Annotated in this window: 31 protein-coding genes; 12 read left to right on the forward strand and 19 right to left on the reverse strand. The window is 61.7% G+C overall.

What is annotated here, in order from left to right; all coding sequences use genetic code 11:
- Window positions 1-14 precede the first annotated feature (14 nt).
- The 4 genes from BLW69_RS03865 to BLW69_RS03880 are packed head-to-tail and all read right to left on the reverse strand — an operon-like array spanning window position 15 to window position 4,093.
- The gene (locus BLW69_RS03865; RefSeq protein ID WP_092660032.1) at window positions 15-596 is read right to left on the reverse strand and encodes an NAD(P)H-dependent oxidoreductase; all 582 of its coding nucleotides are present in this window, start codon (window positions 594-596) and stop codon (window positions 15-17) included.
- Between the two features lie 16 nt (window positions 597-612).
- Complete coding sequence (locus BLW69_RS03870) at window positions 613-1,992, reverse strand: FAD-binding oxidoreductase (protein ID WP_092660034.1); 1,380 nt, start codon at window positions 1,990-1,992, stop codon at window positions 613-615.
- 8 nt (window positions 1,993-2,000) lie between these two features.
- Entirely contained in the window at window positions 2,001-3,296 is a 1,296-nt protein-coding gene (locus tag BLW69_RS03875) for a cytosine deaminase (protein ID WP_092660036.1), read from the reverse strand.
- Entirely contained in the window at window positions 3,293-4,093 is an 801-nt protein-coding gene (locus tag BLW69_RS03880) for a creatininase family protein (RefSeq protein WP_092660037.1), read from the reverse strand. The genes BLW69_RS03875 and BLW69_RS03880 overlap by 4 nt, the downstream gene beginning before the upstream one ends.
- A 131-nt stretch (window positions 4,094-4,224) precedes the next feature.
- On the opposite strand from BLW69_RS03880, the gene BLW69_RS03885 reads away from it, so the two are divergent.
- The 3 genes from BLW69_RS03885 to BLW69_RS03895 all read left to right on the forward strand — a co-directional run bounded on the left by BLW69_RS03885 (window position 4,225) and on the right by BLW69_RS03895 (window position 6,552).
- The gene (locus BLW69_RS03885) at window positions 4,225-4,989 is read left to right on the forward strand and encodes an IclR family transcriptional regulator (RefSeq protein WP_092660039.1); all 765 of its coding nucleotides are present in this window, start codon (window positions 4,225-4,227) and stop codon (window positions 4,987-4,989) included.
- Between the two features lie 9 nt (window positions 4,990-4,998).
- Window positions 4,999-5,826: a bifunctional 5,10-methylenetetrahydrofolate dehydrogenase/5,10-methenyltetrahydrofolate cyclohydrolase gene (locus BLW69_RS03890; RefSeq protein ID WP_092660041.1), complete on the forward strand. Its 828-nt coding sequence runs from the start codon at window positions 4,999-5,001 to the stop codon at window positions 5,824-5,826.
- 99 nt (window positions 5,827-5,925) lie between these two features.
- Window positions 5,926-6,552, forward strand: coding sequence for a nuclear transport factor 2 family protein (locus tag BLW69_RS03895; protein WP_210184902.1), 627 nt, complete (start codon window positions 5,926-5,928; stop codon window positions 6,550-6,552).
- A gap of 57 nt (window positions 6,553-6,609) precedes the next feature.
- Here BLW69_RS03895 and BLW69_RS03900 read toward each other — a convergent pair whose 3' ends face one another.
- The 8 genes from BLW69_RS03900 to BLW69_RS03935 all read right to left on the reverse strand — a co-directional run bounded on the left by BLW69_RS03900 (window position 6,610) and on the right by BLW69_RS03935 (window position 12,070).
- Window positions 6,610-7,377, reverse strand: a complete 768-nt coding sequence (locus BLW69_RS03900) for a hypothetical protein (protein ID WP_092660043.1) — start codon at window positions 7,375-7,377, stop codon at window positions 6,610-6,612.
- A gap of 206 nt (window positions 7,378-7,583) precedes the next feature.
- Complete coding sequence (locus tag BLW69_RS03905; RefSeq protein ID WP_092660045.1) at window positions 7,584-7,913, reverse strand: cupin domain-containing protein; 330 nt, start codon at window positions 7,911-7,913, stop codon at window positions 7,584-7,586.
- A gap of 9 nt (window positions 7,914-7,922) precedes the next feature.
- A complete protein-coding gene (locus BLW69_RS03910) occupies window positions 7,923-8,630 on the reverse strand; it encodes a glycosyltransferase family 2 protein (RefSeq protein WP_092660047.1) in 708 nt (235 codons plus the stop codon).
- Entirely contained in the window at window positions 8,627-9,286 is a 660-nt protein-coding gene (locus tag BLW69_RS03915) for an HAD family hydrolase (protein WP_092660049.1), read from the reverse strand. The genes BLW69_RS03910 and BLW69_RS03915 overlap by 4 nt, the downstream gene beginning before the upstream one ends.
- A 25-nt stretch (window positions 9,287-9,311) precedes the next feature.
- Complete coding sequence (locus tag BLW69_RS03920; protein WP_092660051.1) at window positions 9,312-9,968, reverse strand: PI-PLC domain-containing protein; 657 nt, start codon at window positions 9,966-9,968, stop codon at window positions 9,312-9,314.
- Window positions 9,965-10,726 carry a glycosyltransferase family 2 protein gene (locus BLW69_RS03925; protein WP_092660053.1) on the reverse strand — a complete coding sequence of 254 codons (762 nt, stop codon included), beginning with the start codon at window positions 10,724-10,726 and terminating at the stop codon, window positions 9,965-9,967. The genes BLW69_RS03920 and BLW69_RS03925 overlap by 4 nt, the downstream gene beginning before the upstream one ends.
- Window positions 10,727-10,859: 133 nt before the next feature.
- The gene (locus BLW69_RS03930) at window positions 10,860-11,567 is read right to left on the reverse strand and encodes a hypothetical protein (RefSeq protein WP_092660055.1); all 708 of its coding nucleotides are present in this window, start codon (window positions 11,565-11,567) and stop codon (window positions 10,860-10,862) included.
- 113 nt (window positions 11,568-11,680) lie between these two features.
- Window positions 11,681-12,070 carry a winged helix-turn-helix transcriptional regulator gene (locus tag BLW69_RS03935; protein WP_062455119.1) on the reverse strand — a complete coding sequence of 130 codons (390 nt, stop codon included), beginning with the start codon at window positions 12,068-12,070 and terminating at the stop codon, window positions 11,681-11,683.
- Window positions 12,071-12,176: 106 nt separating this feature from the next.
- On the opposite strand from BLW69_RS03935, the gene BLW69_RS03940 reads away from it, so the two are divergent.
- Entirely contained in the window at window positions 12,177-13,190 is a 1,014-nt protein-coding gene (locus BLW69_RS03940; protein WP_092660057.1) for a zinc-binding alcohol dehydrogenase family protein, read from the forward strand.
- 24 nt (window positions 13,191-13,214) lie between these two features.
- On the opposite strand, the gene BLW69_RS03945 is transcribed toward BLW69_RS03940, so the two are convergent.
- Entirely contained in the window at window positions 13,215-14,576 is a 1,362-nt protein-coding gene (locus BLW69_RS03945) for an amidase (RefSeq protein WP_092661031.1), read from the reverse strand.
- A gap of 81 nt (window positions 14,577-14,657) precedes the next feature.
- Complete coding sequence (locus BLW69_RS03950) at window positions 14,658-14,840, reverse strand: DUF3008 family protein (RefSeq protein ID WP_062582591.1); 183 nt, start codon at window positions 14,838-14,840, stop codon at window positions 14,658-14,660.
- 137 nt (window positions 14,841-14,977) lie between these two features.
- Here BLW69_RS03950 and BLW69_RS03955 point away from each other — a divergent pair, with 137 nt between their 5' ends.
- From BLW69_RS03955 to treY, 5 genes are all read left to right on the forward strand, one after another.
- On the forward strand, window positions 14,978-15,211 hold the full coding sequence (locus tag BLW69_RS03955) for a hypothetical protein (RefSeq protein WP_062455125.1): 234 nt from the start codon (window positions 14,978-14,980) through the stop codon (window positions 15,209-15,211).
- Window positions 15,212-15,373: 162 nt separating this feature from the next.
- Entirely contained in the window at window positions 15,374-16,177 is an 804-nt protein-coding gene (locus BLW69_RS03960) for a nucleotidyltransferase family protein (RefSeq protein ID WP_062457812.1), read from the forward strand.
- Window positions 16,178-16,251: 74 nt separating this feature from the next.
- Window positions 16,252-16,938, forward strand: a complete 687-nt coding sequence (locus tag BLW69_RS03965; protein ID WP_062457815.1) for a metallophosphoesterase family protein — start codon at window positions 16,252-16,254, stop codon at window positions 16,936-16,938.
- Between the two features lie 129 nt (window positions 16,939-17,067).
- Window positions 17,068-18,879 carry a malto-oligosyltrehalose trehalohydrolase gene (gene treZ / locus BLW69_RS03970; protein ID WP_092660059.1) on the forward strand — a complete coding sequence of 604 codons (1,812 nt, stop codon included), beginning with the start codon at window positions 17,068-17,070 and terminating at the stop codon, window positions 18,877-18,879.
- A complete protein-coding gene (gene treY / locus BLW69_RS03975; protein WP_092660061.1) occupies window positions 18,876-21,413 on the forward strand; it encodes a malto-oligosyltrehalose synthase in 2,538 nt (845 codons plus the stop codon). Before treZ ends, treY begins: the two co-directional genes overlap by 4 nt.
- 329 nt (window positions 21,414-21,742) lie before the next feature.
- Here treY and BLW69_RS03980 read toward each other — a convergent pair whose 3' ends face one another.
- The 3 genes from BLW69_RS03980 to BLW69_RS03995 all read right to left on the reverse strand — a co-directional run bounded on the left by BLW69_RS03980 (window position 21,743) and on the right by BLW69_RS03995 (window position 22,902).
- The gene (locus tag BLW69_RS03980) at window positions 21,743-21,991 is read right to left on the reverse strand and encodes a hypothetical protein (RefSeq protein ID WP_139283784.1); all 249 of its coding nucleotides are present in this window, start codon (window positions 21,989-21,991) and stop codon (window positions 21,743-21,745) included.
- 99 nt (window positions 21,992-22,090) lie between these two features.
- Window positions 22,091-22,483: a DUF983 domain-containing protein gene (locus BLW69_RS03985; RefSeq protein ID WP_062455132.1), complete on the reverse strand. Its 393-nt coding sequence runs from the start codon at window positions 22,481-22,483 to the stop codon at window positions 22,091-22,093.
- Between the two features lie 128 nt (window positions 22,484-22,611).
- On the reverse strand, window positions 22,612-22,902 hold the full coding sequence (locus BLW69_RS03995) for a hypothetical protein (RefSeq protein ID WP_062455134.1): 291 nt from the start codon (window positions 22,900-22,902) through the stop codon (window positions 22,612-22,614).
- A gap of 245 nt (window positions 22,903-23,147) precedes the next feature.
- On the opposite strand from BLW69_RS03995, the gene BLW69_RS04000 reads away from it, so the two are divergent.
- Window positions 23,148-23,390, forward strand: a complete 243-nt coding sequence (locus BLW69_RS04000; RefSeq protein ID WP_062455136.1) for a hypothetical protein — start codon at window positions 23,148-23,150, stop codon at window positions 23,388-23,390.
- A gap of 78 nt (window positions 23,391-23,468) precedes the next feature.
- Here BLW69_RS04000 and hutX read toward each other — a convergent pair whose 3' ends face one another.
- Both hutX and BLW69_RS04010 read right to left on the reverse strand, forming a co-directional pair.
- Window positions 23,469-23,993 carry a heme utilization cystosolic carrier protein HutX gene (gene hutX / locus BLW69_RS04005; protein ID WP_062455138.1) on the reverse strand — a complete coding sequence of 175 codons (525 nt, stop codon included), beginning with the start codon at window positions 23,991-23,993 and terminating at the stop codon, window positions 23,469-23,471.
- An 8-nt stretch (window positions 23,994-24,001) separates the two neighbouring features.
- On the reverse strand, window positions 24,002-24,349 hold the full coding sequence (locus BLW69_RS04010) for a heme-degrading protein HmuQ (RefSeq protein ID WP_062582599.1): 348 nt from the start codon (window positions 24,347-24,349) through the stop codon (window positions 24,002-24,004).
- Between the two features lie 161 nt (window positions 24,350-24,510).
- On the opposite strand from BLW69_RS04010, the gene BLW69_RS04015 reads away from it, so the two are divergent.
- Complete coding sequence (locus BLW69_RS04015; protein WP_092660063.1) at window positions 24,511-25,410, forward strand: heme/hemin ABC transporter substrate-binding protein; 900 nt, start codon at window positions 24,511-24,513, stop codon at window positions 25,408-25,410.
- Window positions 25,410-26,498 (forward strand): FecCD family ABC transporter permease, encoded by a 1,089-nt coding sequence (locus tag BLW69_RS04020; protein WP_082472008.1) that lies wholly within the window; start codon window positions 25,410-25,412, stop codon window positions 26,496-26,498. Before BLW69_RS04015 ends, BLW69_RS04020 begins: the two co-directional genes overlap by 1 nt.
- The last annotated feature ends 11 nt before the right edge of the window (window positions 26,499-26,509 follow it).

Below are 26,509 nucleotides of genomic sequence, written 5' to 3' on the forward strand. Positions count from 1 at the left end.
CTCAAAACCGTCTCTCAAAACCGCAGCATGGACGTGCGGACCTGCGCGATGAAGGCCTCCGTGCGCTCATTGGTGACGTTGTTGATATCGTAGAGCGCGTGATATTTCACTTTTACCCGCGGATTGCAGACGACGCGCAGGAAGCGGGTGGCGTTGCGGCGTGGCGGATCGCCGAGAACCATCGCACGCCAGCGTTTCGAGCCATAGGTGGTGACGGTTGCGAGCTTGCGGATATTGGTAAGTCCCGGCGAAAGCTGCCCGTCCTGTAGATTGAACGAGACGTCGGGGAGGAAGACCCGGTCGAAATACCCCTTGAGGATCGCCGGCCAGCCGAAATTCCACACGGGATGGCAGAGAACCAGCGCATCGCAGGACATCAGCCGGTCGACATAGGGCGCGACGCGGCTGCGATTGATAGAAAGGTCGTGATAGTCTCGCCGATCTTCCGCCGACAGAACCGGATCGAACCCTTCGGCATAAAGATCCAGGTCGTCCACCGTATGCCCGGCCTCGAGCAGGCTCGCGACGACCGTATCGTGCAGGCGCGAGGCGAGGCTTTCCTTCAGCGGGTGGGCGTAAATGACATGTACCTTCATCGGTCCAAAATTCTCGTTATCGGTTGAAAAGGAAGATGCGGCCGGGAGCGGGGACCCAGTCAGGATGCGTCCAGGCGATCATCTTGCCGGGGTTGAGAAGGCCCTTCGGATCCGTCTGGCGCTTGAATTCGAGCTGGGCCGGATCGGTACGTTTCATGCCGCCTTCCTCGAGCGTTACCCGATGCGGGTTGAACACGGTGACGCCCAGCCTCACCTCGAGGATCTCGATCACCTCTTCGAGCCGCTCAGCGCTTTCGTAGCGCAGCAGCGGCATGGCGACCGCGGCGACCTTGCCGGAAAACCGGGTGAATTCGAAATGCAGGATCAGCTCGTCGCCGAATGTCTCGGCGATGCGGTCGATCGCGCCGTAGAGATCGTCCTGCGGCAGCATCATCTGCAGGTAGGTGATCGACGGATCGATCTTGATCGCTCGAAGCGTCGTGTGGTTCCAGGCCAGCTCATAGGCCGGCGGCAGGCGCATGCCGTCACCATCGCGGTCGGCGCGGAAGCGGATGGAGGCGCCGGCGGTGTCGTCGACCGCGGTGACCAGCCTATCGAGATCCTGCCTTGCGACCATGACCGCGATCAGCGCTTCGCCGGATTTCAGGAACGGTGCGTGCCGGGTGAAATAGCGATCGGGGATGGCGCTTTCGAAGGTCGAGAGCATGCGGAGCGTGATCGCGTCATCTTCTCCGAGACGAAAGGCGAGCCGGTTTGCGGCTGCAAAATCGGGTGTGCCGATCAGCACGTCGACCCAGTCTCCGGCCGGGTCGACCGGGATCTCGATTTCGGTGATGACGCCGTTGACGCCGTAGGCGTGTGCCGCCTTGGCAATGTCGTCGCCGACAAGGTCGAGGACGCGGGGCTCTGCCTCCATCGTCACAAGCCGCAGGCGGCAGATGTTGGCGGGATTGCGCAGACCGCCCCAGCGGATGGCGCCGACACCGCTCGATCCGCCGGCGATGAAACCGCCCAGCGTCGCAGTTGCCGTGGTGGAGGGAAACAGGCGGATTTCCAGACCCTTTTCGCGTGCCGCCAGTTCGAGATCCGCCATGACGGCGCCGGCTTGGGCAACGAGATGATCGTCACCGATGCGAACGACCACGTTCATGTGTTTCATATGCAGAACGACGCCGCCCTGCAGCGGCATGGACTGGCCGTAATTGCCGGTTCCGGCACCTCTGACAGTGACGGGCACGTTGCAGCGGTGGCAGATCGAAAGGATCTCGATCACCTCGGCCTCGCTGCGGGGAGCAACCACCAGATCGCCGCAGACGTCTTGCAAAAGATCCTTCAGGACCGGACTGTACCAGTAGAAGTCCCGGCTTTTCTGCTGCACCGTGCGCGGATTGTCGTCGATGTCGAACCGGGCGAGAGCTGCCCGGCAGGTCGTCATATCTGCACTCACGCGCGCCTCCGTTCGATACCTGCCGCTTCGGCAGTCTCGATCCCCAAGGGTTTGCCGTTGCGCAAAACCGTGCGGGCGGTGTTCGTGCGGGAGAAGAGGTCGGTCCAGCCGGTTGCCTCGAAGATGATCGCATCCGCCGGTCCGCCGGCGCGGATCATGCCTCCGTCTTCAACTCCCATGGCGGTCGCTGGTCCTGCGTTGCAGGCCTTGGCCCAGCCGGCGGGATCGCCTTCGAGCTGGCCAAGGAGCTGCGCCTGGCGCATCACATCCAGCATGTCGAAATCGCCGTAGGGGTAGAATGCGTCCTGCACATTGTCCGAGGCAAAGGCGACGTTGACGCCGGCGGCGCGCAGTTCGGTGACCGGCGCAAGGCCACGCAGGCGGGGCGTGCGGCCAGGCTTGCGGTCCTGCAGGAAGCCGTTGGTGAGCGGCAGCGCGACGACATGGATGCCGGCTTCGGCAATGCCGGCGATCAGGGCCTGCGCTTCGGGTTCGTCTTTCATCGCCAGCGCGCAGCAATGTCCGGCGACGATGCGCCCGGCAAACTTGTGCCGCAGGGCCGTCTCCACGACGAGCGACAGGCCGTCAGCGGACGCGTCCGTCGTTTCGTCCACGTGAAGATCGAGGTCCAGCCCGTGTCGTGCGGCTGCCAGAAACAGGCGGTCGATCCGCTCCGGCGTGGCGCTGCCCGGTCCGATAAAGCCGCCGAGCACGCCGCCGCGCTTGGCGATTTGCGCGCAGCGGCGATCGAAACCGTCCTGCTCCACCCGAAACAGCGCCATCAGGGCGACCGCCTGCAGGGTCAGCCGGTGCTTCCAGGCGGACTGGATTTCGCCAAAGGCGATCCAGGCGGGGCTGTTTTCGGGTTCCTCGAACGTATCGAGATGGGTGCGCAACGCGACCGTGCCGTGCTGTTCGGCCCTCACGAGTGCGCGGTCCATGCGCTGCATGATATCCTCGACCGTTCGGTTTGGCGCGTCGGCCATCGCCAGTTCGACCGCGCCGGCAAGGCCGTTGTCGGAAAAGCCGGTTCGCTCGGAAGTGAAAGCCTTGTCGAGATGGACGTGCATGTCGATGAAGCCGGGCAAAGCGAGGCGGCCCTGCGCATCCCACTCGCGCTCGCTTGAGGTGGGCGCATGGAAACGACCATCGCGGATCGTCACGTCGAAAGTGACGAGGCCGCTGCGGCTGTCTGCCGCGTGGTGGGGAAGGCCATCGACCAGCGCTGCGGGTGCACGCAGATTGTGGATGGTGAGCGGCGCGTCGCCGAATGGCGGGATAACGGCACTCATAGCGGCTGTATCCCGATGGCAGGCATTCCCGGATGCGCTGCGACCTCGTCCAGAAGCTTGGCGTAGCGGGTTGCCGCATGGGCAACGATGGCGGCGCCGATCTCTAGCGTTGCGGACGCGGCATCGCCGGCGACGCCTGCCGGGTGCAGGTCCTCCGCGACCCAGCCGGCGCTGATCGGGCCGAGCAGGCGAAGGACCTCGTTGTTCTCGGCGACGGCTGCCGAGGCCGGCACGAAATTGCGGGCTTCGCTCATCTCGACCAGATCCGGCCGGAAATGCAGCATGGCCGCGGTTTCGACCAGTCCGCCATGGATGCCGTCGCGCTGTTCGAGCAGTGAGACGAGACCCGGCGGAAAGCCCATCGAGATCCATCCTGCCGACACCACGAACAGCTCCGTTTCCAGCCGCAGGCTTCTCGCCGCGATCTGGAGAACCGGAACGTTGCCGCCATGGGCATTCAGAAACACCAGCTTGCGGAAGCCGGCGCGGGCAACGCCGTGACCGATCTGGGTGAGGGATGCCAGCAGCGTCGCCGCATCGAGCGTCAGCGTTCCGGGAAAGGAGAGGTGCTCGTCGGATTTCGCGTAAGCGATGGTAGGAAGGATGTAGACGTCTGCATCCTCGACACGCTGGGCCGCCTCGATCGCCATGCGCTCAGCCAGGATGCTATCGGTGGCGAGCGGCAGGTGCGGGCCGTGCTGCTCCGTCGCGCCGACAGGCAGGACCGCGACAGCGCGACCTCTGTCGATGGCTGCGAAATCGGTGGTCTTGAGGTCTTGCCAAAACTGAAACGACATGGTTTGTTCGCTTATCGAGCAATTGTTCGCTAAATCGTAACGGAAGCCGCCGGTTCGTCAAGGTGAAAAATGTTGCGGTGCGGAAAAGATAGGCAGAACTGGGTTTACCCTCGGGTCTGGAAGGAGCGCCGGTGCTGGATGAAAACGACAAGGAAGTCTCGCTGACCTTCGCCAAGGGGCTGGCCGTCCTGCTCGCCTTCGACGCGAAGGATCGGGCCATTACGATCACCGAGATTGCCGACAAGGTCCAGCTCAACCGCGCCGTCGCACGGCGGCTGGTGCGGACGCTGGAGCAGCTCGGCTATCTCGCCTGCGATCGCGGCCGCTATGAGCTGACCCCGCATGTGCTGCGGCTGAGCCAGGGCTTCATCGAGGGCCGGGGCATTCCGCAGATCATCCAGCCGGTGCTGCGCAATGCGGCGCAGGAGGTCGGCGAGTCCGTGTCCTATGCGATGCTGGACGAGACGGATGCCGTCTATGTCGCCCATGCGTTCCTACCCTCGAAATTCACGCTCAACCGTGTCACGACCGGCACGCGGGTGCCGTTGCTGCCGACAGCTTCGGGGCGGGCGATCCTCGCATTCCTGGATACCGTCCGGCTCGATGCGATCCTCGACGGCGCCGCCTTCTCGGCCCATACCGACCAGACCGAGACCCAGCGGGATCGTCTGGAGGAGGCGCTGAAACAGATCCGCGAGCGCGGCTATGCGCTGACGGACAGCGAATATGTCAGCGGCGTCGCGTCGCTGGCGGCCCCCGTGTTTCACCCCGGCATCGGCGAGGTCGTCGGTGCCGTGTCGATTATCTTCGAGCATGGGCAGTATGACGAGGCGGCGCTGGCCGAGATGGCGGCACGGCTGAAAATCTGCGCCGGGCAGATCGGCTCCACACTCTAGGGAAGTTACATGCTTGAGATCGTCACCGGGTTTGAAATTGCAGCCGGGATCAATACCGAAACACGCCGGCGCATTTCGGCAAGCGGCCGGACGGTTCGCTGCGTCGTGCTGCTCGATGACAGCAATCCCGGAATGGCCGCGTATGCGCGTCGGCAGCAGGTCAGCGCGCAGGAGGTCGGCATAGACCTGCAGCTCGAAACCTATCCGTCGGATGTCGGGAGGCTCACGGCGCGGCTGGAGGAACTGGCGGTTCTGGCCGAGATCGACGCAGTCGCGACACTCTATCCGTTGCCGGCGGGCATGGATGCGCGGACGGCTGCGCTTCTGATCGGGCAGAGCAAGGACGTGGACGGACTGCATCCACTCAACGCCGGTGACCTGGCGCTCGGCGCCGTGACCCGTCCCCCGGCGACGGCGAGGGCTTGTTTTCTGATGGCGCAGGCGCTGGCTGGGTCGCTCAAAGGGCGCGAGATCGTGCTGGTCGGCGCATCGCGCATCGTCGGTCGACCGCTCGCCAACCTGCTGCTTGACGCTGAGGCGACCGTCACGATTGCGCATGCGGCGACACGGGATCTGGCGGCTCATACGCGCCGCGCCGATATCGTCGTGACGGCTGCGGGCGTTGCCGGGTTGATCGGGTCGGAGCATCTTCGCGATGGCGCGATCGTTCTCGATGTCTCGATCAATCGCGGCCCGGCCGGACTTGTCGGTGATGTCGATCTCGACGCGATCGCCGGTCGCAACGTCACGGTGACGCATGTGCCCGATGGCATCGGCCCGGTTACAACGGCCTGCCTGATGCGCAATGTTGCGGAGGCGGCACTCGGAGTGTCCTGACGGAAATCAGTGCGGTGATATTGCGCTGCACTAGAATTTGCGCTTTTCTACTTATATCCGAACACAAGTTCGATAAACGAACAAACCGGGGAACTCGTAATGACCTTCCATCTTCGCAGCTTCGTGCTCAAAACGCTTTCCGCCGCTCTCGTCGTCGCCTCCGTCGGCTCGGCTCAAGCCGCGGACATCCGTCCCGGTGTCACCTTCGCGGGCACGCCGTCCACCGATCCCGCGCGTGCCGCCATGGAGAACCTGGTCTTCGACCTCGCCTCCGCCTGGGCGTCCTGCAATCGCGAACTGATGACGAATGCCGTTACGGAGGACGTGGCATTCTCCTACCCGACCAGCAGCATCACCGGTCGCGACAAGATGCTGGCCGACCTCGACACGTTCTGCAAGGCGGCCAAGGATACGAGCATCTACCTTCCGGAGGACGCGTTCTTTATCGATACGACGACCGGCCGCATCGCTGTCGAGCTGCAATTCCGCACGTTCCAGCGCGGCAACCGCCAGGTCGTCAATGATGTCTGGATCGCCCATGTGAAGGACGGCAAGATCTCGGTGATCAAGGAATATCTCGACGGCCGGGTGAAGGATCTGCAGGCGCTCGGCGTGCTTCAGCTCGAGGAAAGCCCGAAGACGCTGACGCCATGGCCGGCCCGCACCGAACAGTGGAAGGGCTGCTTCCCGATCGTGAAGGCAGCACCGGTCAACACCTGCCCGTAGTCCTCACGTCGTGAAGGCAGCACGCGAGCCTTGGGGTCGCGTGCTGCAGATTTCCGGTTATGCCGAGAGCAGGACGCTCATCTGATAACCGCCTTCGAGTTCCACGACCACGCGTCCGGCGCCGGGCAGCGGCATCGCGCCCGAGAGCGCACCTGTTGTCACTGCCATGCCTGCGGTGAGGGATGTCGCCGGGCGTGTGGCGTCATTGGCATAGGCGACCAGCCAGGCGAGCACGTCTCCGACTGGATGGGCCACTGGTCCGTCATAGACCGGGCTGCTGTCGTGGGTGACCTTGAGGACAAGCCCACCAACCGTGTCGATCAGCGTCTTCGGGACCTTCGGGCCGAGCGCATAGCCGCCATTGCCGATCCGGTCGGCGAGGTAGAGCGGGAAGGAAACGCTGCCACCTTCCTCGACTGCGGTGACAAGCAGTTCCGAGCCGAGATAGGCATCCGCCACCGCGTCCAGCACTTCCGCCCTTGTATAGGCTTCGGACCTCACCGGTAGATCCGCGCCGAGCTTGACGGCGATCTCGACTTCGAACCGCGTGCCGGGGGAGTAGGGAAGCTTCGCTTCGCTTGTGGTCTCGACGTAAGGGAACAGCGGCGCGATCACCGGATGCTTGTCCGTCGACATCGCGACCTTGATCATCTTCGCGTTGGCGCCGATTCTCTGTGCCACGGCGTTCTGTGCCGCCATCCCGGCCGCAATATCCTGGGGAAGGGCAAAGCTTGCGGACGGCGCCTTGCGGCCTTCGTTGCGCAGCGTGATCAGGCTCTCGGCCAGTGTTTCTGGATTGAACGCCTGGGTTGAGAGTTCGGCCATGAATGTCTCCGATCGAATGATTTGCGGCTGAGCTTTTTTGGGCTCTCGCCAGCGTTTCGCTGTGGTTCAGCGGGGTGGAGATCGTCGCGAACGCAGAGCCGTCCGTCAAGGCTTTGCGGGCAATATCCCGGCCCGACGCGCAGGTATCCGTTCAGCAGGCAGCCTTAACCTGCTGATATCGTTCGTTGAGACGTAGGGATTCTGCGTCAGTCGACGAGATACTTGTCGTTCTTTGCGCTCGGTATCTTCACCACCGTCAGCGTCGCGTCGGTGAGCGCTTCGAAGGCGTTGACCGTGCCGGGCTCGATGACGATCAGGCTGCCTTCGCCCCATTCCCTGTCCAGCATGCGGACACGGCCGGAGACGACGAGCGTGATTTCCCGGGCGATCTTGTGGTAGTGCCGGGCATCGCGATCGCCCGCCTTGTAGCTCTTGACGCCCACTTCGAACGCGTCGGTCTTGACGACGCTCGGATCGAAATCGCCGACGAACCAGCCGCCGATCATGTTGTCGAGATTATAGGAAGCTTCGCTCATCTTATGCCCTCAGATCGACAGTTCGCTCAGCTGGCGGTCGGATTTGATCGGATGATAGTCCTTCGCGTCGATCGGGTAGACGCCGATCTTCTTGTCCTCGAGGACGAGCTCGTTATAGACCGGGCAGACATAGAACATGTCGTTGTGCCGGGCGTCCTTGCGGATCGCGGCCTTGGCTGCCTTGACGAAATCGGACCCTTTGCGGAAGTAGTAAAAGCCCGCCGTCGCATTGTCGCTGATCGGGTGCTTTTCGGCCGCCTCAACGACCATCTGGCGCTCGTCGAGCCGGACGAACGAATAGCGCGGGTGGACCGACCGGAAGGTAACGGTGCCGCCATCGAGCTCGCGCCGGCTGAAATCGGCGATGATGGTTTCCATCGGAACGGTCAGGAATTCGTCGCCGTTGAGGATCAGAAGCGGTGTGTCGTTGTCGATGCTGCCGGCGGCCAGCAGCGCGGTGCAGGCAGCACCCTGGGTCTTGTCCTTGACGGCAACGATCTCGGCGGTCGGATCGATCAGCCGGACGACGTCGTCGAGATGATAGCGGCGCAGTTCCTTTTCCTGCATCGCGATGATCACCCGGTGGCCGGTGATCCGCGCGCATTGTTCTAGCAGGCGCTGCACCAGCGGCATGCCGTCCACCTCGACCAGCGGGGTCGGGAAGCTGTCTGCGGAAAGGATGCGGGGCTCGCCCGCCATGAGGATCAGGATGTTCATGCGACCACCTGCAATGCCGGAAGCTCGAACGATGCCTGCAGCTTGTCGATAGACTTGCAGATCGACTGGTAGTTCACCTCGGACACGTCGTTGACAACCATGACATGGGCACCGGAAGCGCGCGCTGCCCGAATTCCGTGGTCGTTGTCCTCGACGATCAGGCATTCTTCAGGCGCAAGGCCAAGGATGCCGATGGCCTTCAGGTAGATTTCCGGGCTGGGTTTGCCGACGCTCACGTCTTCGTTGCTGAGCTGGAATTCCAGGTAGTCCTCAAGGCCGGCCTTCGCCATCATCAGGTTGACGGTGCTGCGGATGGAGTTCGAGGCGACGCCGAGACGGTAGCCTTCGCCACGCAGGCGCGCGAGCGCATATTGCTGGCGAAATACCGGCTTGCATTTTGTGTGGATCAGCTCGGTCGTATAGCGCTGCTTCATCTCGTTGACGAAGCCGTGCAGGGATTCCGGAAGGCCGCGGGTGGAGGTCAGCATCTGCAGCTTGGTGCGGGTCGGCAGGCCGTCGAACGTGGTCAGGTGCTCGTGCAGCGGAATGGTAAAGCCGAACAGTTCCAGCGCGCGGTTGAGCGCTTCGTAATGCCATTCGCGGGCATCGATCAGCACGCCATCCATGTCGAAAATTACAGCCTTAATCATCGTCATCAAACCTCGTGCGCCAGACTTTGCGCTATACGCGCAGCAGTTCCTTGGCTTTCTCGGGAAAATCGGTGCAGATCATCAGCCCTTCGCGATCGCGCAGGCCGGACGAGACCAGCCAGTGCAGGAAAGGTTCGTATTCGTCTTGCCGGCGATGCAGGTCGGGCGCGACCAGCGCGACCAGCTTGCCGTCATCCAGCAGTTTTTCGACCAGCGGCGCTTCGTACCAGCGGCCGGGCAGAAAGTTGTCCAGCCAGACGCCGGTGATGCCGGGTTCGCTGTAAAGCGAAGGGACGCGCTCGTATTCGCTCAGTCGGGTAAACGAGGTCATGCCGCGCTTCACGCCCTGGATCAGGTCCGGAACCGAGCTGTCGAACAGGAAATAGTTGTCGTAGCCTTCGGCGGTCAGTACCTCGGCCAGCATATCATGCAGCCCGTCGGCCTTGATATTGAGTGCCAGCGTCGGAGACCCGTGCTGTCTGGCGAGGCTCAGAAGATAAGCGAAGGAGATTTCGGTGCCGTTTGGAATGTCGTGCGAGATGACCAGCCGCGGCTTGCCGCCAACGAGGCAGTCGCGCACATCGGTCTCGGTGCCGTAGCCGAGCGAGAACGACCGGACGAAGGCCTCGACCGTGTTCTTTTCCTCGGGGGATTTCCAGTATCCCCGATGGCTGAGGATCTGGATCATGCCGGTTCCTTGATCGACTGAGTCACGCTCAGAGACAGCGGCAGATTGCGGAAGCTCTCAAGATCTTCGGGAACGCCCAGGCCGTGCATGCCCTTGTCGACGGAGCCGATCGAATAGGCGCCGATCTTCATGCCGTCCTCGATCATGAAATTGTAGACGGGCGCCACGTAGAACTCGCCGTTGACGCGGAAGTCGCGCTCGATCATCCGGTCCGCATGGGCAACGAAGTCGGATCCCTTACGGAAATTGTAGATGCCGACGGTGGCGTGGTTGGAGATCACCTGTTTTTCGACGACGTTGTCGATAAAGCCGTTGTCGCCGAAGGAGACAAAGCTCCACTTCGGATCGTCCGCCGACATGGTCATGATCAGGCCATCGAGACCGTCTGCGGCGGCAAGGTAGGCGTTGATGTCGACATCGACATACTGATCGCAGTTGGCGATCATCATCGGGTTGCCGTTGTCGATGGCCTCGCGCGCCAGAAGCACGGTGCAGGCGGCGCCCTCGGTGACGGTTTCGACCAGATAGATATCGCAACCCGGCGCCCACTGGCGCAGATGCGCGTCGAGACCGTAATCCCGGACATGCGAGGCCTGGCAGATGAAGATGAAGTGATGCTCGACCTTTGGTTTAAGGTTCTCGATCACGAGGCGGATCATCGCGACGTCATGCACGGGCAGGAGCGGTTTTGGAAGCGTATAGCCGGCTTTTGCAAAGCGGCTTCCATGACCTGCCATCGGCACGACGATATTGAGCATCTGCGGCGGTATCCAAAATAAAAGTTTGCAGTTGATCTAGTGCCTTAACCTTAAGGCTTGAAGCTGGTGCCAAGCTGTCAAACGACCCCTGTTCGCAGCCTCGTTCCCGGCGGTTTGCCGGGCCCGAAACCCGCTATTCGGCCTGGATTTCGCCGAGCTGCATGCCCATCGACGGCGACGGTGTCGTCAGTCGCGGCCGGTTGAAGATCTTGTAGAGCGGGTTGTCGCATTCCGGATTGGCAAACAGCGTGTTGGAATCGAAGTAGCCGTCTTCGATGAAGCGCAGATTTGCGTGCATGGTGCGCAGGAAATAGTACATCAGATGCAGGTGAGCGCGGCCCGAAAGCTGGTTCATGATCATGGCATTGTAGAAATGCGAAATCGCGCTCTTGCCGATCACATGCACGGCGTCGCCGACGCGCCAGTGGTCACGCCAGTAGGATTTATATTCCTTGAAAGGAAAGTAGATGCTGTCGCGGCTGATATCGACATTCCAGTCCGTGATCTTCTTCCTGAACTGCAGGTCGAAGCGGATCACGGCGAGCGCATCGTATTCGTCTTGGGCGAACACGTGCTTGAGGCCTTCCTTGTAGGTCTCGATCTGCGAGCTGCCCTGCGCATCCAGCTTGATCAGCTCGCACGGTCCAAGCTTATCCTGAAGCTCGGCCAGGGCCGGGCTGTCATAGGTGGCGAGGTAGAGTTTCGCATCGGGATTGCTTTCACGCACCGGCGCCACAATATTCTCGATGATCGAGTCGATGTTCTTGCGCGCATCCATCGGCAGGCCGAAACGGTCCTTCTCGATGTAATTGTTGCCCCGGATCAGTACGGAAAGTCTCAACGTTGCCCCCTATGGAAACGATTATCGCAGTCGCTGATCAACGTCTTGCCCCCGCCGATCCTGTCTCTCTGCGATAGTCCCCGTAGCTGGTGCGGAGCAGGTCAGGCCCTCTTTCAGGCCGGAATCGACGCCGCCTGCACATCGGTCGCGGTCTGTTTCGGCTTGCCGTAGAGCCCGATATTCTCGTCGCCCCAGGCCTTTAACGCGGTCAGGATCGGTTTGATGGTGAGGCCGAGCGGCGAGAGGCTGTATTCCACCTTGGGCGGCACCTGCGCATAGACCTTGCGAGTGATCAACCCGTCCGCCTCCAGCTCGCGTAGCTGGTTGGTCAGCATGCGCTGGGTCACGGCGGGAATCTGGCGGCGGATTTCGTTGAAGCGCAGCGTGCCGTCCAACAGATGAAACAGGATGACGGACTTCCACTTGCCGTCGATCAGGCCGATCGCCGCTTCCACCGAGCAGCCGGGGCTGCAGTCGAACCTGGTATGGTGGGCCTTGGCCATCACGGTATCCTTTTTGACACTATAGGCTGTTTTTGTGCGTATTGGCTTTGGATGATCATAGCGCCATATGAGGCTTACATCAATTCTGCAAGCAAAGGAGAACGCCATGAAAGCCATAGCCTACAGAACTGCCGGATCGCTCGATCGGGACGACGCGCTTGAAAATGTCGAACTGGACCGGCCAAAGGCGACGGGGCGGGATATTCTCGTTGCGGTGAAAGCGATTTCGGTCAATCCGGTCGATTACAAGATCCGCAAGAACGTCTCGGCTGAAGACGGCCAGTGGAAGGTGCTGGGCTGGGATGTGGCGGGCGAGGTGGTCGAAATCGGCGATGACGTGTCCGCCTTCAAGCCGGGCGACGAAGTGTTCTATTCGGGTTCGCTGATCCGGCAGGGCGCCAACAGCGAGTTTCATCTGGTCGATGAGCGGATCGTCGGCCACAAGCCGAAGTCGATCTCGAATGCGCAGGCGGCCGCCTTGCCGCTGACGGCGATCACCGCGTGGGAAATGCTGTTCGACCGGCTCGATGTCGAAAAGCCGGTCCCGGGTGCAGCCAATGCGATCGTCATCATCGGTGGTGCTGGCGGTGTCGGATCGATCGCCATCCAGCTTGTCCGGGCTCTGACCGACCTCACCGTGATTGCGACGGCGTCACGGCCGGAGACCCAGGCCTGGGTCAAGGAACTGGGCGCCCATCACGTCATCGATCATTCCAAGCCGATCGCCGAACAGGTGAAGGCGCTCGGGATCGGCGCACCCGGTTTCGTCTTCTCGACGACCGAAACGCCACGTCATACGAAGGAGATCATCGAACTGATCGCGCCGCAGGGTCGATTCGGGCTGATCGACGATCCGGAAACCTTCGACATCACCGGTTTCAAGCGCAAGGCTCTTTCTGTGCATTGGGAGCTGATGTTCACCCGGTCGATCTATGAAACGGCCGACATGGACGAGCAGGGAGAGCTTCTGAACGAAGTCGCCGCACTGATCGATGCCGGCCGAATCCGCACCACCGTCACCGACGTGATGAGCCCGATCAATGCGGAAAACCTGAAGAAGGCGCATGCCACGCTGGAAAGCGGCAAGGCCCGCGGCAAGATCGTGCTCGAAGGGTTCTGAGGCCTGCGAAACAATGATCCGGGGTCAGCCCCGGATTACCTCTTCCGCTCCCATCGCGGCGGCGAGGAGCATCTCGTCGTCGTGAGCAACCGCCGACAGGAGGAATCCGACCGGCATGCCGGCTTCGCCGGTTCCGCAGGGGATCGACACGCCGCACCAGTCGAGGAAATTGCCGTAGCCAGTATTGCGGAGCGTCCTGCCGTTGGCCGCGAAAAACGCCTCGTCGTCGGCCTTCAATGGCGCAATGGCGGGTGCCACATGGGCGACGGAGGGGAAGGCGACGAGGCGACCGGCGATCAAGGCCTCCGTCTCTGCCGTCATCCGGGCGCGGGCATCGATGATTGCGAGATAGTCGGCGGTCGTGGTCTTTTCGCCAAGCCTGGTGCGGGCAACGACGCGCGGGTCCATTCCGCCAGCATCCGCACTCGCCAGTCGTTCTCGATGGAGCGCAAAGGCTTCCGCCGTCACCATCGGTCCGTATTTCGCCATCAGTTGCGGCAGTTCGTCGAAGGACGGGAAGGCGAGGCGGGTGATGCGGGCACCGCCTGCTGCCAGCCTCTCGATCGCTGCCTCGAACGCCTCGACCACACCCGGCTCGGCGCCGTCGAACACACCATTGGTGGGGATGACGATATCGAGCGGCTGCGTGGGCTTTCGCGGTGTCAGCGGTGTGCCGAGACCCCGCATTGCCGCGTCGATCCACACGGCGTCCTGTACGGTATTGCAAAGCGGTCCCAGCGAATCGAGGCTTCTCGCCAGCGGAAAGACGCCGTCCATGGCATATCGGCCACGGGTCGCCTTGTAGCCGACGACGCCGTTGAAGGCAGCCGGGATGCGGACCGAGCCGCCGGTGTCGGTTCCCATGGCAACCGGCACGAGGCCCGCAGCCACGGCCACGCCAGCACCTGACGAGGATCCGCCCGGCACGCGGGGCATGTCTGTCGAGCGCGGATTTTCCGGCGTGCCGTAGGTCGGATTGATGCCGATGCCCGAAAATGCAAATTCGCTCATGTTGGTGCGGCCGATCGCGACCATGCCGGCCTGTTTCAGGAGATCGACGACCGCTGCATCCTTGGTCGCCGCCGGATCTTTGGCCATCACGCTCGAGCCTGCCGTGGTCGAAAGGCCTTCGATGTCGAATAAGTCCTTCCAGGCGATCGGGATACCATCAAGAATGCCGAGCGAGCGGTTTTCGCGCAGGCGCTTTGACGCAGCCTGTGCTTCGGAAAGCGCACGGTCCCGCAGAAGCGTCACGAACACGGCCTTGTCGGAATAGGATTCAATCGTCGACAGGACCGATTCGGTCACTTCAACCGCATCGACCTTGCCAAGCTGCAAAAGCGTCGAAAGCTCGGCAATCGACATCGATCCGAAAGACTTGGTCACAGTGCTCATCCTTTATCCGTTCACCTGGGATCAGAGGTGTAACGGATTCGTGCAAAAGGAGAAGACATTGCCGCTCCAGCGTCAGGAAGCGTGTTCCGGCTTTCCCTTGCGTTTCGTGGAGGCCAGTTCGTCGAGCTGCTTTTCGCTCATCGACTTCTCCATGCTTTTGGAAGCACCCTTCAGTTCCGATTTCTTGGTCTCGCCGCGCTTTGCGGAAAGCGCGGCGCCTGCTGCCTTTTGCTGCGCACTTGATTTTGCCGGCATGTCGTCCTCCTTCGTTTCCGTTCAAAACTTGGCAAACCGTGTCCCGGTTCCCGACAGCACGGAACCTCTGCAGCGTCTCGGCGGTTTCCCCACCGGCTCGCCACATTGCTGGCCTGACGACGTCAAAGGAGACCATGATGGAAAACGAAAAGCACGAAGACGACAAGGCGCGCGAACCGGTTCGTGACGAATTGAGCGAGCAGATGGAAACGACCAACCCGGCAGCCGTGCGCGAAGCTGCGCGTCGCGGCGAAATCGACCGTTTCATGGTCAAGACCGATCTTGAAGACATCGACCAGCGCGAAGACGGCGACCAGCCGGACGGACGCCCAAGCCCGATGGCCAATGCGGACAACCAGGAAAAGCCGTGAGGCTGAGCCTGACGCTCAGGCGGGAAACAGCGGGAAAACGCGCTGTTCCCGCTACCCACTGACATTCGGAGAAAACCGATGAATGCCGATGTAGAAAAGCGCCATGGGCTCGCCCCCGCACCGACGGCGGCGCGAGAAACGCCGCCCCATCCGCTCCAGGCAATGCCCGATCTCGAGGTCAAGGCGGCGCCGTTTCTGGCCGATGCCGATGCGGAGGCCTTCGTTGCCGTAGCGCTGGAGGATCTGGTCGATTGCCACATCCCGTTTCTTCTGGCCGGCACGTTCGCGCTCAGCGCCTACACCGGCATTACTCGTCAGACCAAGGATCTCGATATCTTCTGCAAGGCCGGTGACTACGCCCGGATCCTCTCGCATTTCAAACAGAAGGGATACGAGATCGAGGTCGAGGACGACCGCTGGCTGGGCAAGGTCAAGAAGGGGAAGCACTTCTTCGATGTGATTTTTGCAGCCTCCAACGGCACGATGCCGATCAGCGACAGCTGGTTCGAGAATGCCAGACAGATCGAGATGAACGGCCACAAGGTGCGCATCATCGCGCCGACGGAGCTGATCTGGTCGAAATGCTTCGTCCAGCTTCGCCACCGCTACGACGGCGGCGACATCGTCCACACGATCCTGCGCGCCCATGACCAGATCGACTGGGAGCGGCTGCTCAACCATATGGAAGTGCATTGGGAAGTGCTGCTGATCCACCTTCTCAACTTCCGCTGGATCTACCCGACCGAGCGCGACAAGGTTCCTGATTGGCTGCTCGACGAGCTTCTCGACCGCCTGAAGGCGCAGCGCGAACTGCCCCTGCCGCAGATGAAGGTCTGCCGTGGCCGCATGTTCAGCCGCATCGATTTCGAGATCGACGTCAAGGAATGGGGTTTTGCCGACGTCGGTGGCGAAGGAGAACTGCGCGCGGGCGTCGATGAAAAAACTTTGGAAGGAGGCCCGGTATGAGCAAGTCTGACAAGGCTGCCGAAAAACAGAAAAGCGATCGCAAGAAGCCTGAGGGCCTGCAGCGTATCGCTGCCATGGGCGATCTCCACGTCAAGGAACACGGCTCGGAATCCTACAAGGACCTGTTTGCCGAGATCTCGCAGGAGGCGGACATTCTGGTCCTGACCGGGGACCTGACAGACCTCGGCAAGGTCAAGGAAGCCGAACTGCTGGCCGCCGATCTGCGCTCATGCTCGATCCCGATGGTCGCCGTACTCGGCAACCACGATTATGAATGTGGCTGCGTCGAGGAAGTCACCCACATCCTGAAGGACGCCGGCGTTCACCTTCTCGAAGGTCAGGCAGTCGAAATCAACGGCGTCGGTTTCGCCGGAGCCAAGGGTTTTGCCGGCGGCTTCGGGCGTCACATGCTGGGTTCGTTCGGCGAGCCGGCGATCAAGGCGATGGTGGCCGAAAGCGTCGAGGAAACGATGCGGCTCGAAAACGCGCTGCGTCAGGTTCGCTCCGAACGCGCCATGGTCGTGCTCCACTACGCTCCGATCCGCGAGACGGTGGAAGGCGAACCGGAGGAAATCTTCCCCTTCCTCGGCTCGTCGCGTCTGGCCGAAACGATCGACCGCTTCCCGGTCAAGGCCGTTGTCCACGGCCATGCCCACCGCGGCCGCTACGAAGGCAGGACGCCAGGGGGCGCGCCGGTCTATAACGTTGCTTCGCATATCGAAAAGCCGACAGGTCGGCCTTATGCGCTGCTCGATCTCTGAGCGCTTTCCAGGCTGAAAAACATCAGCCTGCGAAAATCACTGATCGTGAAAGGTTTGCCTGTTCCATGATGGAACTGTCACGCCTTTCACTCGTTTGCCGGTCGCTCTCAACCTGATGAAAGGGACCCCATGTCGGACGTCAATGCCGTCGCCGAACTCCGAAGCTTTCCGAAAACCTGGGGAGCGGAATATGTCGCTGCTGGCGAGGTAAGGTTCCGTCTCTGGGCTCCGGGCCAGGAAACGGTCGTGCTCCGTCTCAACGGCAAGGATGCCGAGATGAGCCGCAGCGACGACGGATGGTTCGAGATCCTGGCAACTGGCGTCGAACCAGGCGCGGAATACAACTACGTGCTGGCCGATGGTACCGCTGTCGCCGATCCCGCATCCCGTGCCCAGAAGTCCGAGGTCAACGGAGCTTCGCTTGTCATCGATCCGACCAGTTACGACTGGCAGACAACGGAGTGGACCGGTCGCCCCTGGGAAGAAACCGTCGTTTACGAGATGCATGTCGGTACCTTCACCCCTGACGGCACGTTCCGCGCCGCGATCGAGAAGCTGCCCTATCTCGCCGAACTCGGCATCACCATGGTTGAGATCCTGCCGATTGCGCAGTTCGGCGGCAACCGTGGCTGGGGTTACGACGGCGTTCTTCTTTATGCGCCGCATGCCGCTTATGGCTCGCCCGATGATGTCAAAGCCTTCGTCGATGCAGCTCACGCGCACGGCATCTCCATCGTGCTTGATCTCGTGCTCAATCATTTCGGCCCGGAGGGCAACTATCTGCCGCTTCTGGCGCCCGACTTCTTCCACAAGGAGCGTCAGACACCGTGGGGTGCGGCCATCGCCTATGACGTCGATGCGACCCGCCGCTACATCGTTGAGGCCGCGCTCTACTGGCTGCATGAATACAATTTCGACGGCCTTCGCTTCGATGCGATCGACCAGATCGAGGATATTTCCGACAGCCACGTGCTGAACGAGATCGCCGAGCGCATCCGCGCCGAGATTACCGACCGGCCGATCCACCTGACGACCGAGGATGCCCGCAACATCATCGACCTGCATCCGCGCGACGAAGACGGCAACGCACCTCTGTTTACCGCGGAGTGGAACGACGACTTTCACAATGCCGTCCATGTTTTCGCGACCGGCGAAACGCACGCCTATTACGAGGATTTCGCCAAGCAGCCGGAAAAGCTCGTCGCCCGGGTTCTGGCCGAAGGGTTTGCCTATCAGGGCGAAGTCTCGCCGCATGCCGGCGAAAAGCGCGGCGTGAAAAGCGCAAGCCAGCCGCCCGTCGCTTTTGTGGATTTCATCCAGAACCACGACCAGGTCGGCAACCGCGCCGAGGGCGAACGTCTGATCGAGCTTGCCGGTGCCGATCGCACCAAGGTCCTTTACGCCTCGCTTCTGTTCTCCCCGCATATCCCGCTTCTGTTCATGGGCGAGGAATATGGTGAGACGAACCCGTTCCTGTTCTTCACCGATTTCCACGGCGATCTTGCCAAGGCCGTGCGCGAGGGCCGCGCGAAGGAATTCCAGGGCCATGCCGGCCACGAGGGCGATGTCGTCCCCGATCCGAATGCCGAGACGACCTTCGACGCCTCCAAGCTCGACTGGAAGAAGCACGATAGCCGCGATGGCAAGGAGTGGCTTGCGCTGACGAAGGAACTGCTTTCCCTTCGCCAGCAGCACATCGTGCCGATGCTTGCAACGGCCACCGGCAACTCAGGCAAGGTTCTGAAGACCGGCGATGGCTTCCTGGCCGTCACCTGGACTTTCCCGAAAGGCACGTTGTCGATCGCGCTCAACATCGGCGAAAAGGCGCAGCCGCTTCCCGATCTGCTGGGTGAGACGCTCTTTGCCTGGCCGTCCGAAACGCCGGATCTGCCCCAGAACTCTATCATCGTCCGCCTCGCGCCCGCCGGAGACATCAAGTGACCATCCCGACAGCTACCTACCGTATCCAGTTCCGCAACGGCATGACCTTCGATCGCGCGAGTGAGCTCGTGCCTTACATGAAGCGCCTCGGCATCAGCCACCTCTACGCGTCGCCGATCTTCACGGCCACGTCGGAGTCAACCCATGGCTATGACGTGACCGACGCTAACGAGATCGAGCCATCGATCGGCGGTCGCGAAGGCTTCGATCGCATGGTGAAAATGTTGAAGGACGCAGGTCTTGGCCTGATCCTCGATATCGTTCCCAACCACATGGCCGCTTCGCTTGAAAACACGTGGTGGCGCGATGTTATTGAAAATGGCCAGAACAGTCGGTTCGCAAAGCATTTCGACATCAACTGGTCGCGCCCGCTGACGCTGCCTTTCCTCGGCGACTCGTTCGAGACCGCACTTTCCAATGGCGATATCTCGGTGAAGCCCGACCCGAAGACCGGCAAGCCGGCTTTTGCCTATTACGACAGCTACTATCCGCTCGCGCCGGAAACTTATCAGGGCCGCGAGACCGAGGTGACCAAGCTCACCGACAAGGCATCACTTGTCGAACTGCACGAGCGCCAGCCGTACCGGCTGATGTCGTGGCGGGAAGCGCCGCGCGATCTCTCCTACCGCCGCTTCTTCGAGATCACCGGCCTTGCCGGCGTCCGCGTCGAAGACAAACAGGTATTCGACGACACCCACCGCCTGATCCTCGAACTGGTTCACTCCGGCGCCGTCGACGGTTTGCGCGTGGACCACGTGGACGGTCTCGCCGATCCAAAGGCCTACATCGAGCTTCTGCGCCAGGAAGCTGGTCCCGATTGCTACATCACCGTTGAAAAGATCCTCGGCGAAGGTGAGCACATCCCGAGTGACTGGCCGATCTCAGGTACGACGGGTTACGAGTTCATCGCCTCGCTGTCCGACGCTCTTGTGGACGGCGCAAAGATCAACGGTCTGCGCAAAGCCTATGACGACGTTGTCGGCAAGCCGGTCGACATGGCGGCCGAACTGCGCGCTGCCAAGCTTCTGATGGCCGACAAGAACTTCGAGGGCGAGTTCACGACGCTGCTGAAACTTGCTGTCGCGATCGCCAAGACGGATGGCATCAGCGTGGACGAGAAAACCACGAGGTCGGCACTGCGCGAACTGCTGGTCGCATTCCCGGTCTACCGGACCTATGGGACGGAAACAGGTCTGCCGCCGGAAGGCCACGAGATGCTGAAGAGCGTCGTCGACAAGGTCAAACAGGGACCGAATGCACCGGATCAGGCAGGCCTCGATCTGATCACCCGCATCCTCGGCAACGACGTCTCCGAGAAGGCCTCTCACGATGCGGCGAATTTCCGCACCCGCTTCCAGCAGCTGACCGGCCCGCTGATGGCAAAGTCCGTCGAGGACACGCTGTTCTTCCGTCAGCATATGGCGCTTGCACTCAACGAAGTCGGCGCCGAACCGCTGCCGCGCGATTTCTCGATCGAGCGTTTCCACCACGACATGGAAACAAGGCTGCAGCGTCAGCCGGATGCGCTGTCTGGGACATCCACGCACGACACCAAGCGCGGCGAAGATGCCCGTGCCCGTCTCTACGTGCTGACCGAGGCGCCGGAACTCTGGTCGGAATGCATTGCCCGCTGGCGCAAGATGAACGAGACGAAGGTTGTCTTGCTGGATGATGGCCCGGCACCGGAGCCTGCGGTCGAATGGATGCTCTATCAGGCGCTCGCAGGCGTCTGGCCGACGATGCTGCAGCCGAAGGACGAGACCGGCCTCAAGGCACTCGAGGAGCGTTTCCTTGCCTATGTCGAGAAGTCGATCAAGGAAGCCAAGCTGCGCACCAACTGGGGCGACAGCAACGAGGCGTACGAGAAAGCTGTGCTCGACTACGCCCGTTACATGCTGTCGCCGAAAAACCAGGAATTCCTGGCGGACTTCTCCTCGGCGCTCCAGCCCTTCATCCGGGCCGGTCTGGTCAACAGCCTGACCCAGACGATCGTCAAGCTGACGGCACCGGGCGTGCCTGACATCTATCAGGGCAGCGAGGCGCTAGATTTCAGCCTTGTCGACCCCGACAACCGTCGCGAACCGGATTTCGCCATGCTGCAGGACCTCCCTGCGGAGAACGACAATCCGGACTCCTCGACAGAGGACGGATGGTTGAGCGGACGGCTGAAACAGCACCTGATCCAGCGTCTGCTGCACCAGCGTCGCGACGCGCCGGACCTGTTCCGCAAGGGCGACTACATGCCGCTCAAGGCGACCGGAAACCGGGCCGAAAACATCCTGGCCTTCGCCCGCACCGATGGCGATCAAGCCGTGATCGTGATCGTACCGCGGCTGGTCTTCGGCGCGCTCAACGGCGACGTCTATCCGTCACGGGGCGAGCGCTGGGCGGAGACGGAAGTGGAGCTGCCTACACAGCTCGCCAACCGTCGCTACCGCGATCTCTCCACCGGCAAGGACGTCGAGGCCAAGGACAGCATCGCCGTCAACCTCGCCTTTGCCGATCATCCGTTTGCACTCCTGACTGCCGAATAGGCGAGCCCTCATCTAATCACACTGCTCGCCGAAGTGACGGCGGGCAGTAACCCACCCAGGCGGGACGTCACCAATACGAAAAAGGCGCCGGTTCGATCAGAACCGGCGCCTTTTTGTTTCTCCACCTGAACGTGAAGTTCAGTGGAAAAGGGCAATCAAATCAAGCAAATCCAACAAGGTTCAGAACCGCGATTACGATGACGACTGCGCCTACCAACCATACGATGCTATTCATGATAGTGTCTCCTTTTGCTGTTGGGAGGTGAACGGTGAGGCGTAAAAAAGGTTCCTGAAAACGTGATCTCTGCGTCGACAGATGTGAGTCCGCCTCAGGCGCCGGGTGCTGCACTGCCATCGCCCCGGCGCAACCGCTTCAGCTGGTTGACGACGCGCAGGGAATTGTTGGCTCGGAGGGCCGATCCGTCGGAGCTTGTGGACAGGATGCGAAGCATGTCTTCTGCCTCATCCACCGAAATGGTGCCTCTTGCGGCAAGGCCGTCGATCATCAGCAGCATTGCGCCCTCAAGCGCCAGCGACCGCCGCTGTGCTTCCGTCTCAGTCTCTTGCATTTCCGGCATGACAGGCTCCTTGCTTGTCATGTCGAATGGTTGGCGCGGGAAATTGTTCCGGTACTCGCGCGACGAGCGGCGGTCGGAGACCACCCGGTCGCACCAGAATCAGACGTCGTTTGGGCTTCCTTGCAATCTGCCCTCCCGCGCCCGGTAGATATATTGGCTGGCGACGAGCCAGCCTTTCAGCGGTCGCAGCGGCAGGATGCAGGTCAGAAGCAGGAAGGGGAGAGAGATGAGAAGATGCACCCAGAACGGCGGCGAAAACACCGTCTCGATCCACACTGCGAGTGCCACCGAGGGCACGCAGGCAAAGCAGATGACGAAGAAGGCCGGACCGTCTGCGGGATCCGCAAAGGCGTAATCAAGCCCGCACGCTTCGCATCGCGGCCTGATCGTCAGAAAGCCCTTGAAGAGATGGCCCTGGCCGCAGCGCGGGCAGCGCCCTCGCACGCCCGTTGCGTAAGGCGAAAGCGGCGCCCAGTTCCCGTCGTCTGCCATGTTGCCTCCCAATCATGCCATGTCGATCTACCCGACACGGAATAAGTGCAACGGCTGCAACCCACAAGAGGCGCGCGTGAGGCGCGTCAATCTGCCTCGCCCGACGAAAGTCGATCGCAGGGCGCCCTCTAGTCGGAGAAGGACTCTGAAATCACGTGCCGATCGATGATGCGCAGGCTGCGGTCCGGCTCGATCACATAGGTCTCGCTCACCCGGTCGCCGAACTGGTCGATGAACTCATGCGGAAACGTGCTGCCGATGGGGGATTTGGTCAGCTTCGAACGCGGCTGGCCGCCATAGGTGATGCTCCCCTTGATCGGGGCAATGTCAGATCCGCCGCCACTGGCGCCGGCGGTCGTGCAACTGCTGAGCGCCAGGGCAAGTCCCAGAAGGCCGGCAGAGAAGGCGACGATTTTCATGGCATTATCCTCATTGGTTAGCACACGCTGCACCCACCTCTATCCAACTTAGGGTCCAGAGCGCTTTTGGCTAGATTGACCCATTCTGCCTGTGCGCTCATGCCGTCGGCAGCGGGCGAGCGGGAACCGCGGGCGCCATTTCTTCTCGACGCAACGGTGTCAGTGGGGCATTCTTGTAAACGGACAACCTCCTGAAAGCTCACAGATCGAGCGCGATTCCAATCAACGATCGAAGGGATGAAACAATGGCGCCACGGACGATACCCGCAGAACTCGATGCTGCCTTAACGGCGTTGCCTCTGAGGACCGGCATCTATGTGCCGGAAGATCTTCTGGAAGACTGGTTTGCGCCAGGGACGGGCATGAGCCCTGTCAGTGCCGAGGCGTTGTCGCAGGCCGAAACCTACGGCCGAAAACTCGAGTGCGAGTTCAAATATTACCCGGAAAGATTGGAAGGCGTGTTCTGGAAATGGGTGCCGGCTCTTTAAGGAGCCTGTTGTCCGCTGATCCGCGCTGCTGCGCAAATCGTGTAGGTTCGGAAATTATCCAATCCGAACCTACATCACTTACAGGCTCGCGTAACGATCGCGCAAAGCCTCGAATTTCACCAGCTGATCCGCCATCAGTTCACGGCCAGCGTCGCGCTTGACGAAAACCTTGAACATGGCGGCGCCCTTCTGGTTCATGAACCAGACCGAGCAGGAACGGCGACCATGGAACGCACGGTCGACGAAGGTGATAGAGGCGCAGTTGTCCTTGCGGATGTGGCCACCGATCGGGCTGTCGCCATGGATGTTGAACCAGCCGTGGCTTTCCGATCCGGCCGGAAGGATGCCGTCGATCTCGGCCACCACGTCCTCCGTGTGAACGAGAAACAGCACGACGCCCCAGGTGGTCAGCTCCGACCAGATTTCGTCGAAGCGTTCCTTGCCGGCAATGACGGCCGACCCCTCCGGCAGGACTGCCAGGATTTCTGCCGCCGTCACACCGGCGCCTGCTGCAATCGATTCAACGACGCCGTCGGGCTTTTCTGAGAGGGCTTTGAGCGCGCGTTCGCGGCGGTCGGGCGCGATCTCCGAGTGGGTGTCCATTGCGGACCTCAGGCTGCGTCGGCGGCGCGGACGCCGTTCTTGTCTTCACTGATGATGACTTCGAAACCTTCAAACTGCGGGCCGGAGAGGTATTCGACCTTGCCGCGGTTCTGGCCGGCATTGGCATGGGCTGCACGGAACTGTTCGGACTTTGTCCAGGCCTGAAAATGCTCAACGGTTTCCCAGATCGTGTGGGAGGCATAGAGCGTGTGATCGTCGGCCTTCGGTCCCTTCAGCATGTGAAACTCGACGTAGCCTGGCACTTCGGCAAGCCGGCCCTGGCGGCTTTTCCACATGTCTTCAAATGCTTGCTCGAAGCCCGGCACGACGCGGAAACGGTTCATGGCGATGTACATGGAATCAATCCTCACATAAGTTTCACTTCGCACTCAAGTTATCTCTTGATGCCTGTCTTGAAAACCGGAAAAAACTTGTCTAGTCAACTCAAGTTATAGGGCGGCTGGGGCGGATCGCATCGCAACCGAGTTTGCCCTCTGGTATCACAAGGGCGGGTCTCATGGTTTTCTCTCTCCGGGTTTCCTCACCAAGGTTTGCACATCTGCTTGCGCTTGCCGTCGTCTCTTCCGCGGTCGCATTCGGTGGCGCGGCGGCATCGGACAGGGGCAATCCGGACGCCCGGCGCATCGTTTCGATCGGCGGCACGATCACCGAAATCCTCTACGATCTGGGCGCCGAGGACCGTATTGTAGCGCGAGATTCCACCAGTTCCTATCCTGCCGCCGCAAATTCCAAGCCTGACGTCGGCTATATCAGGGCACTCTCTGCCGAAGGCATTCTCGGCCAGAAACCTGATCTGATCCTGATGGAAGAGGGGTCCGGTCCGCCACCGGTGCTGGAGATCCTCAAGGCCAGCGAGATCCCTGTCGTGGTGATCCCGACACCGCCGGCTGCGGACAAGATCGGCCAGAAGATCCGCGACGTGGGTGCCGCCGTCGGCCTAGCGACCAAGGCGAGGGTGCTCGCCGCAAAGACCGAGGACGGACTGAAGGCGCTCGCTGCCGATGTCGCGAAAATTGCCGGCGACAAGAAGAAGGTGCTGTTCGTTCTGTCGGTCGCCAACGGCCGGCTGATTGCGGGTGGTGCCGATACGGAAGCCGGCGCAATCATCGAAATGGCGGGTGGCGTCAATGCCGCGCCCTCGATCAAGGGCTATAAGCCACTGTCCGACGAGGCGGTGATTGCCGCGGCTCCTGACGTGATCCTCTCCATGTCGCGCGGCGACCATTCGACCACGCCGGATGAGATGTTCGCGCTGCCGTCGATGCAGACGACGCCGGCCGCTGCGTCGAAGGCGCTGATCTCGATGGACGGGTTGCTGCTCTTGGGCTTTGGTCCGCGAACGCCCGAGGCCGGCCGGGCGCTTGCCGAAAAACTCTATCCGGATGCGATGCACTGATGATGAAGACGCTGGCCATGCCGTTTCGCAACACGGGCGAGGGCGATCGCACGTCGCAGGGCGTGCTGGTCATCGTCCTTCTCGTGGTGCTCCTGATCGCCGCCTGCCTTCTGTCGCTCGGCGTCGGCCCGACCGGCGTTGGCCTTCGCGATCTCTTCGCCTACCTGACCGGCAACGGCGACAGCCTCACCACCCAGGAACGGGTCATCCTCGAAGCCGTCCGCCTGCCGCGCACGGCGCTCGGCCTTCTGGTCGGCGCGGGGCTCGCTGTCTCAGGTGCAATGATGCAGGGCCTGTTTCGCAATCCGCTTGCCGATCCCGGCATCGTTGGCGTCACATCCGGTGCAGGCCTTGCGGCGGTCTTGGCGATCGTACTCGGCGGCACGGTGCTTGCCCCGGTCTCGATGCTGCTTGGAAACCAGTTCCTGCCGCTGATGGCGTTTTTCGGCGGCCTGATCAACACCTGGATGCTCTATGTTATCGCCACCCGCGACGGCCGAACCTCGACCACGGCGCTGATCCTTTGCGGGATCGCGATCGGTGCCCTGTCGGGCGCTTTCATGGGCCTTCTGATCGTCATGGCCGATGACCGGCAGTTGCGCGACATCACGTTCTGGAGCCTCGGTTCGCTCGGCGGTGCCACCTACGGGCGGGTGCTGTCGATCCTTCCGTTCATCGTCTTTGTGATGGCGATCATCCCCTTCGTCGCGCGCGGTCTCGATGCGCTTGTGCTCGGCGATGCGGCGGCCTTCCACATGGGCGTGCCGGTGCAGCGGCTGAAGCGGATCGTCATCGTCGCGGTTGCCGCGGCCTGCGGCTCGACGGTCGCCGTTGCCGGATCGATCGGTTTCGTCGGGATCGTGGTGCCGCATCTGTTGCGCCTTGCGATGGGGCCGTCGCACCGGTTTCTGTTGCCGGGCTCGGCACTCGGCGGCGGCGCACTTCTGCTGATCGCCGATGCCGTGGCCCGCACCGTTGCCGCCCCCGCGGAACTGCCGATCGGGGTGATCACCGCGCTGTTCGGCGCGCCGGTCTTCCTGTTCCTGCTGATCGGACGCAACGGCATCGGGATGAGAGATTTGCCATGAGGGGCATACGA

It is taken from the genome of Rhizobium sp. NFR12 (genome assembly GCF_900108545.1).
GTDB lineage: Bacteria > Pseudomonadota > Alphaproteobacteria > Rhizobiales > Rhizobiaceae > Neorhizobium > Neorhizobium soli.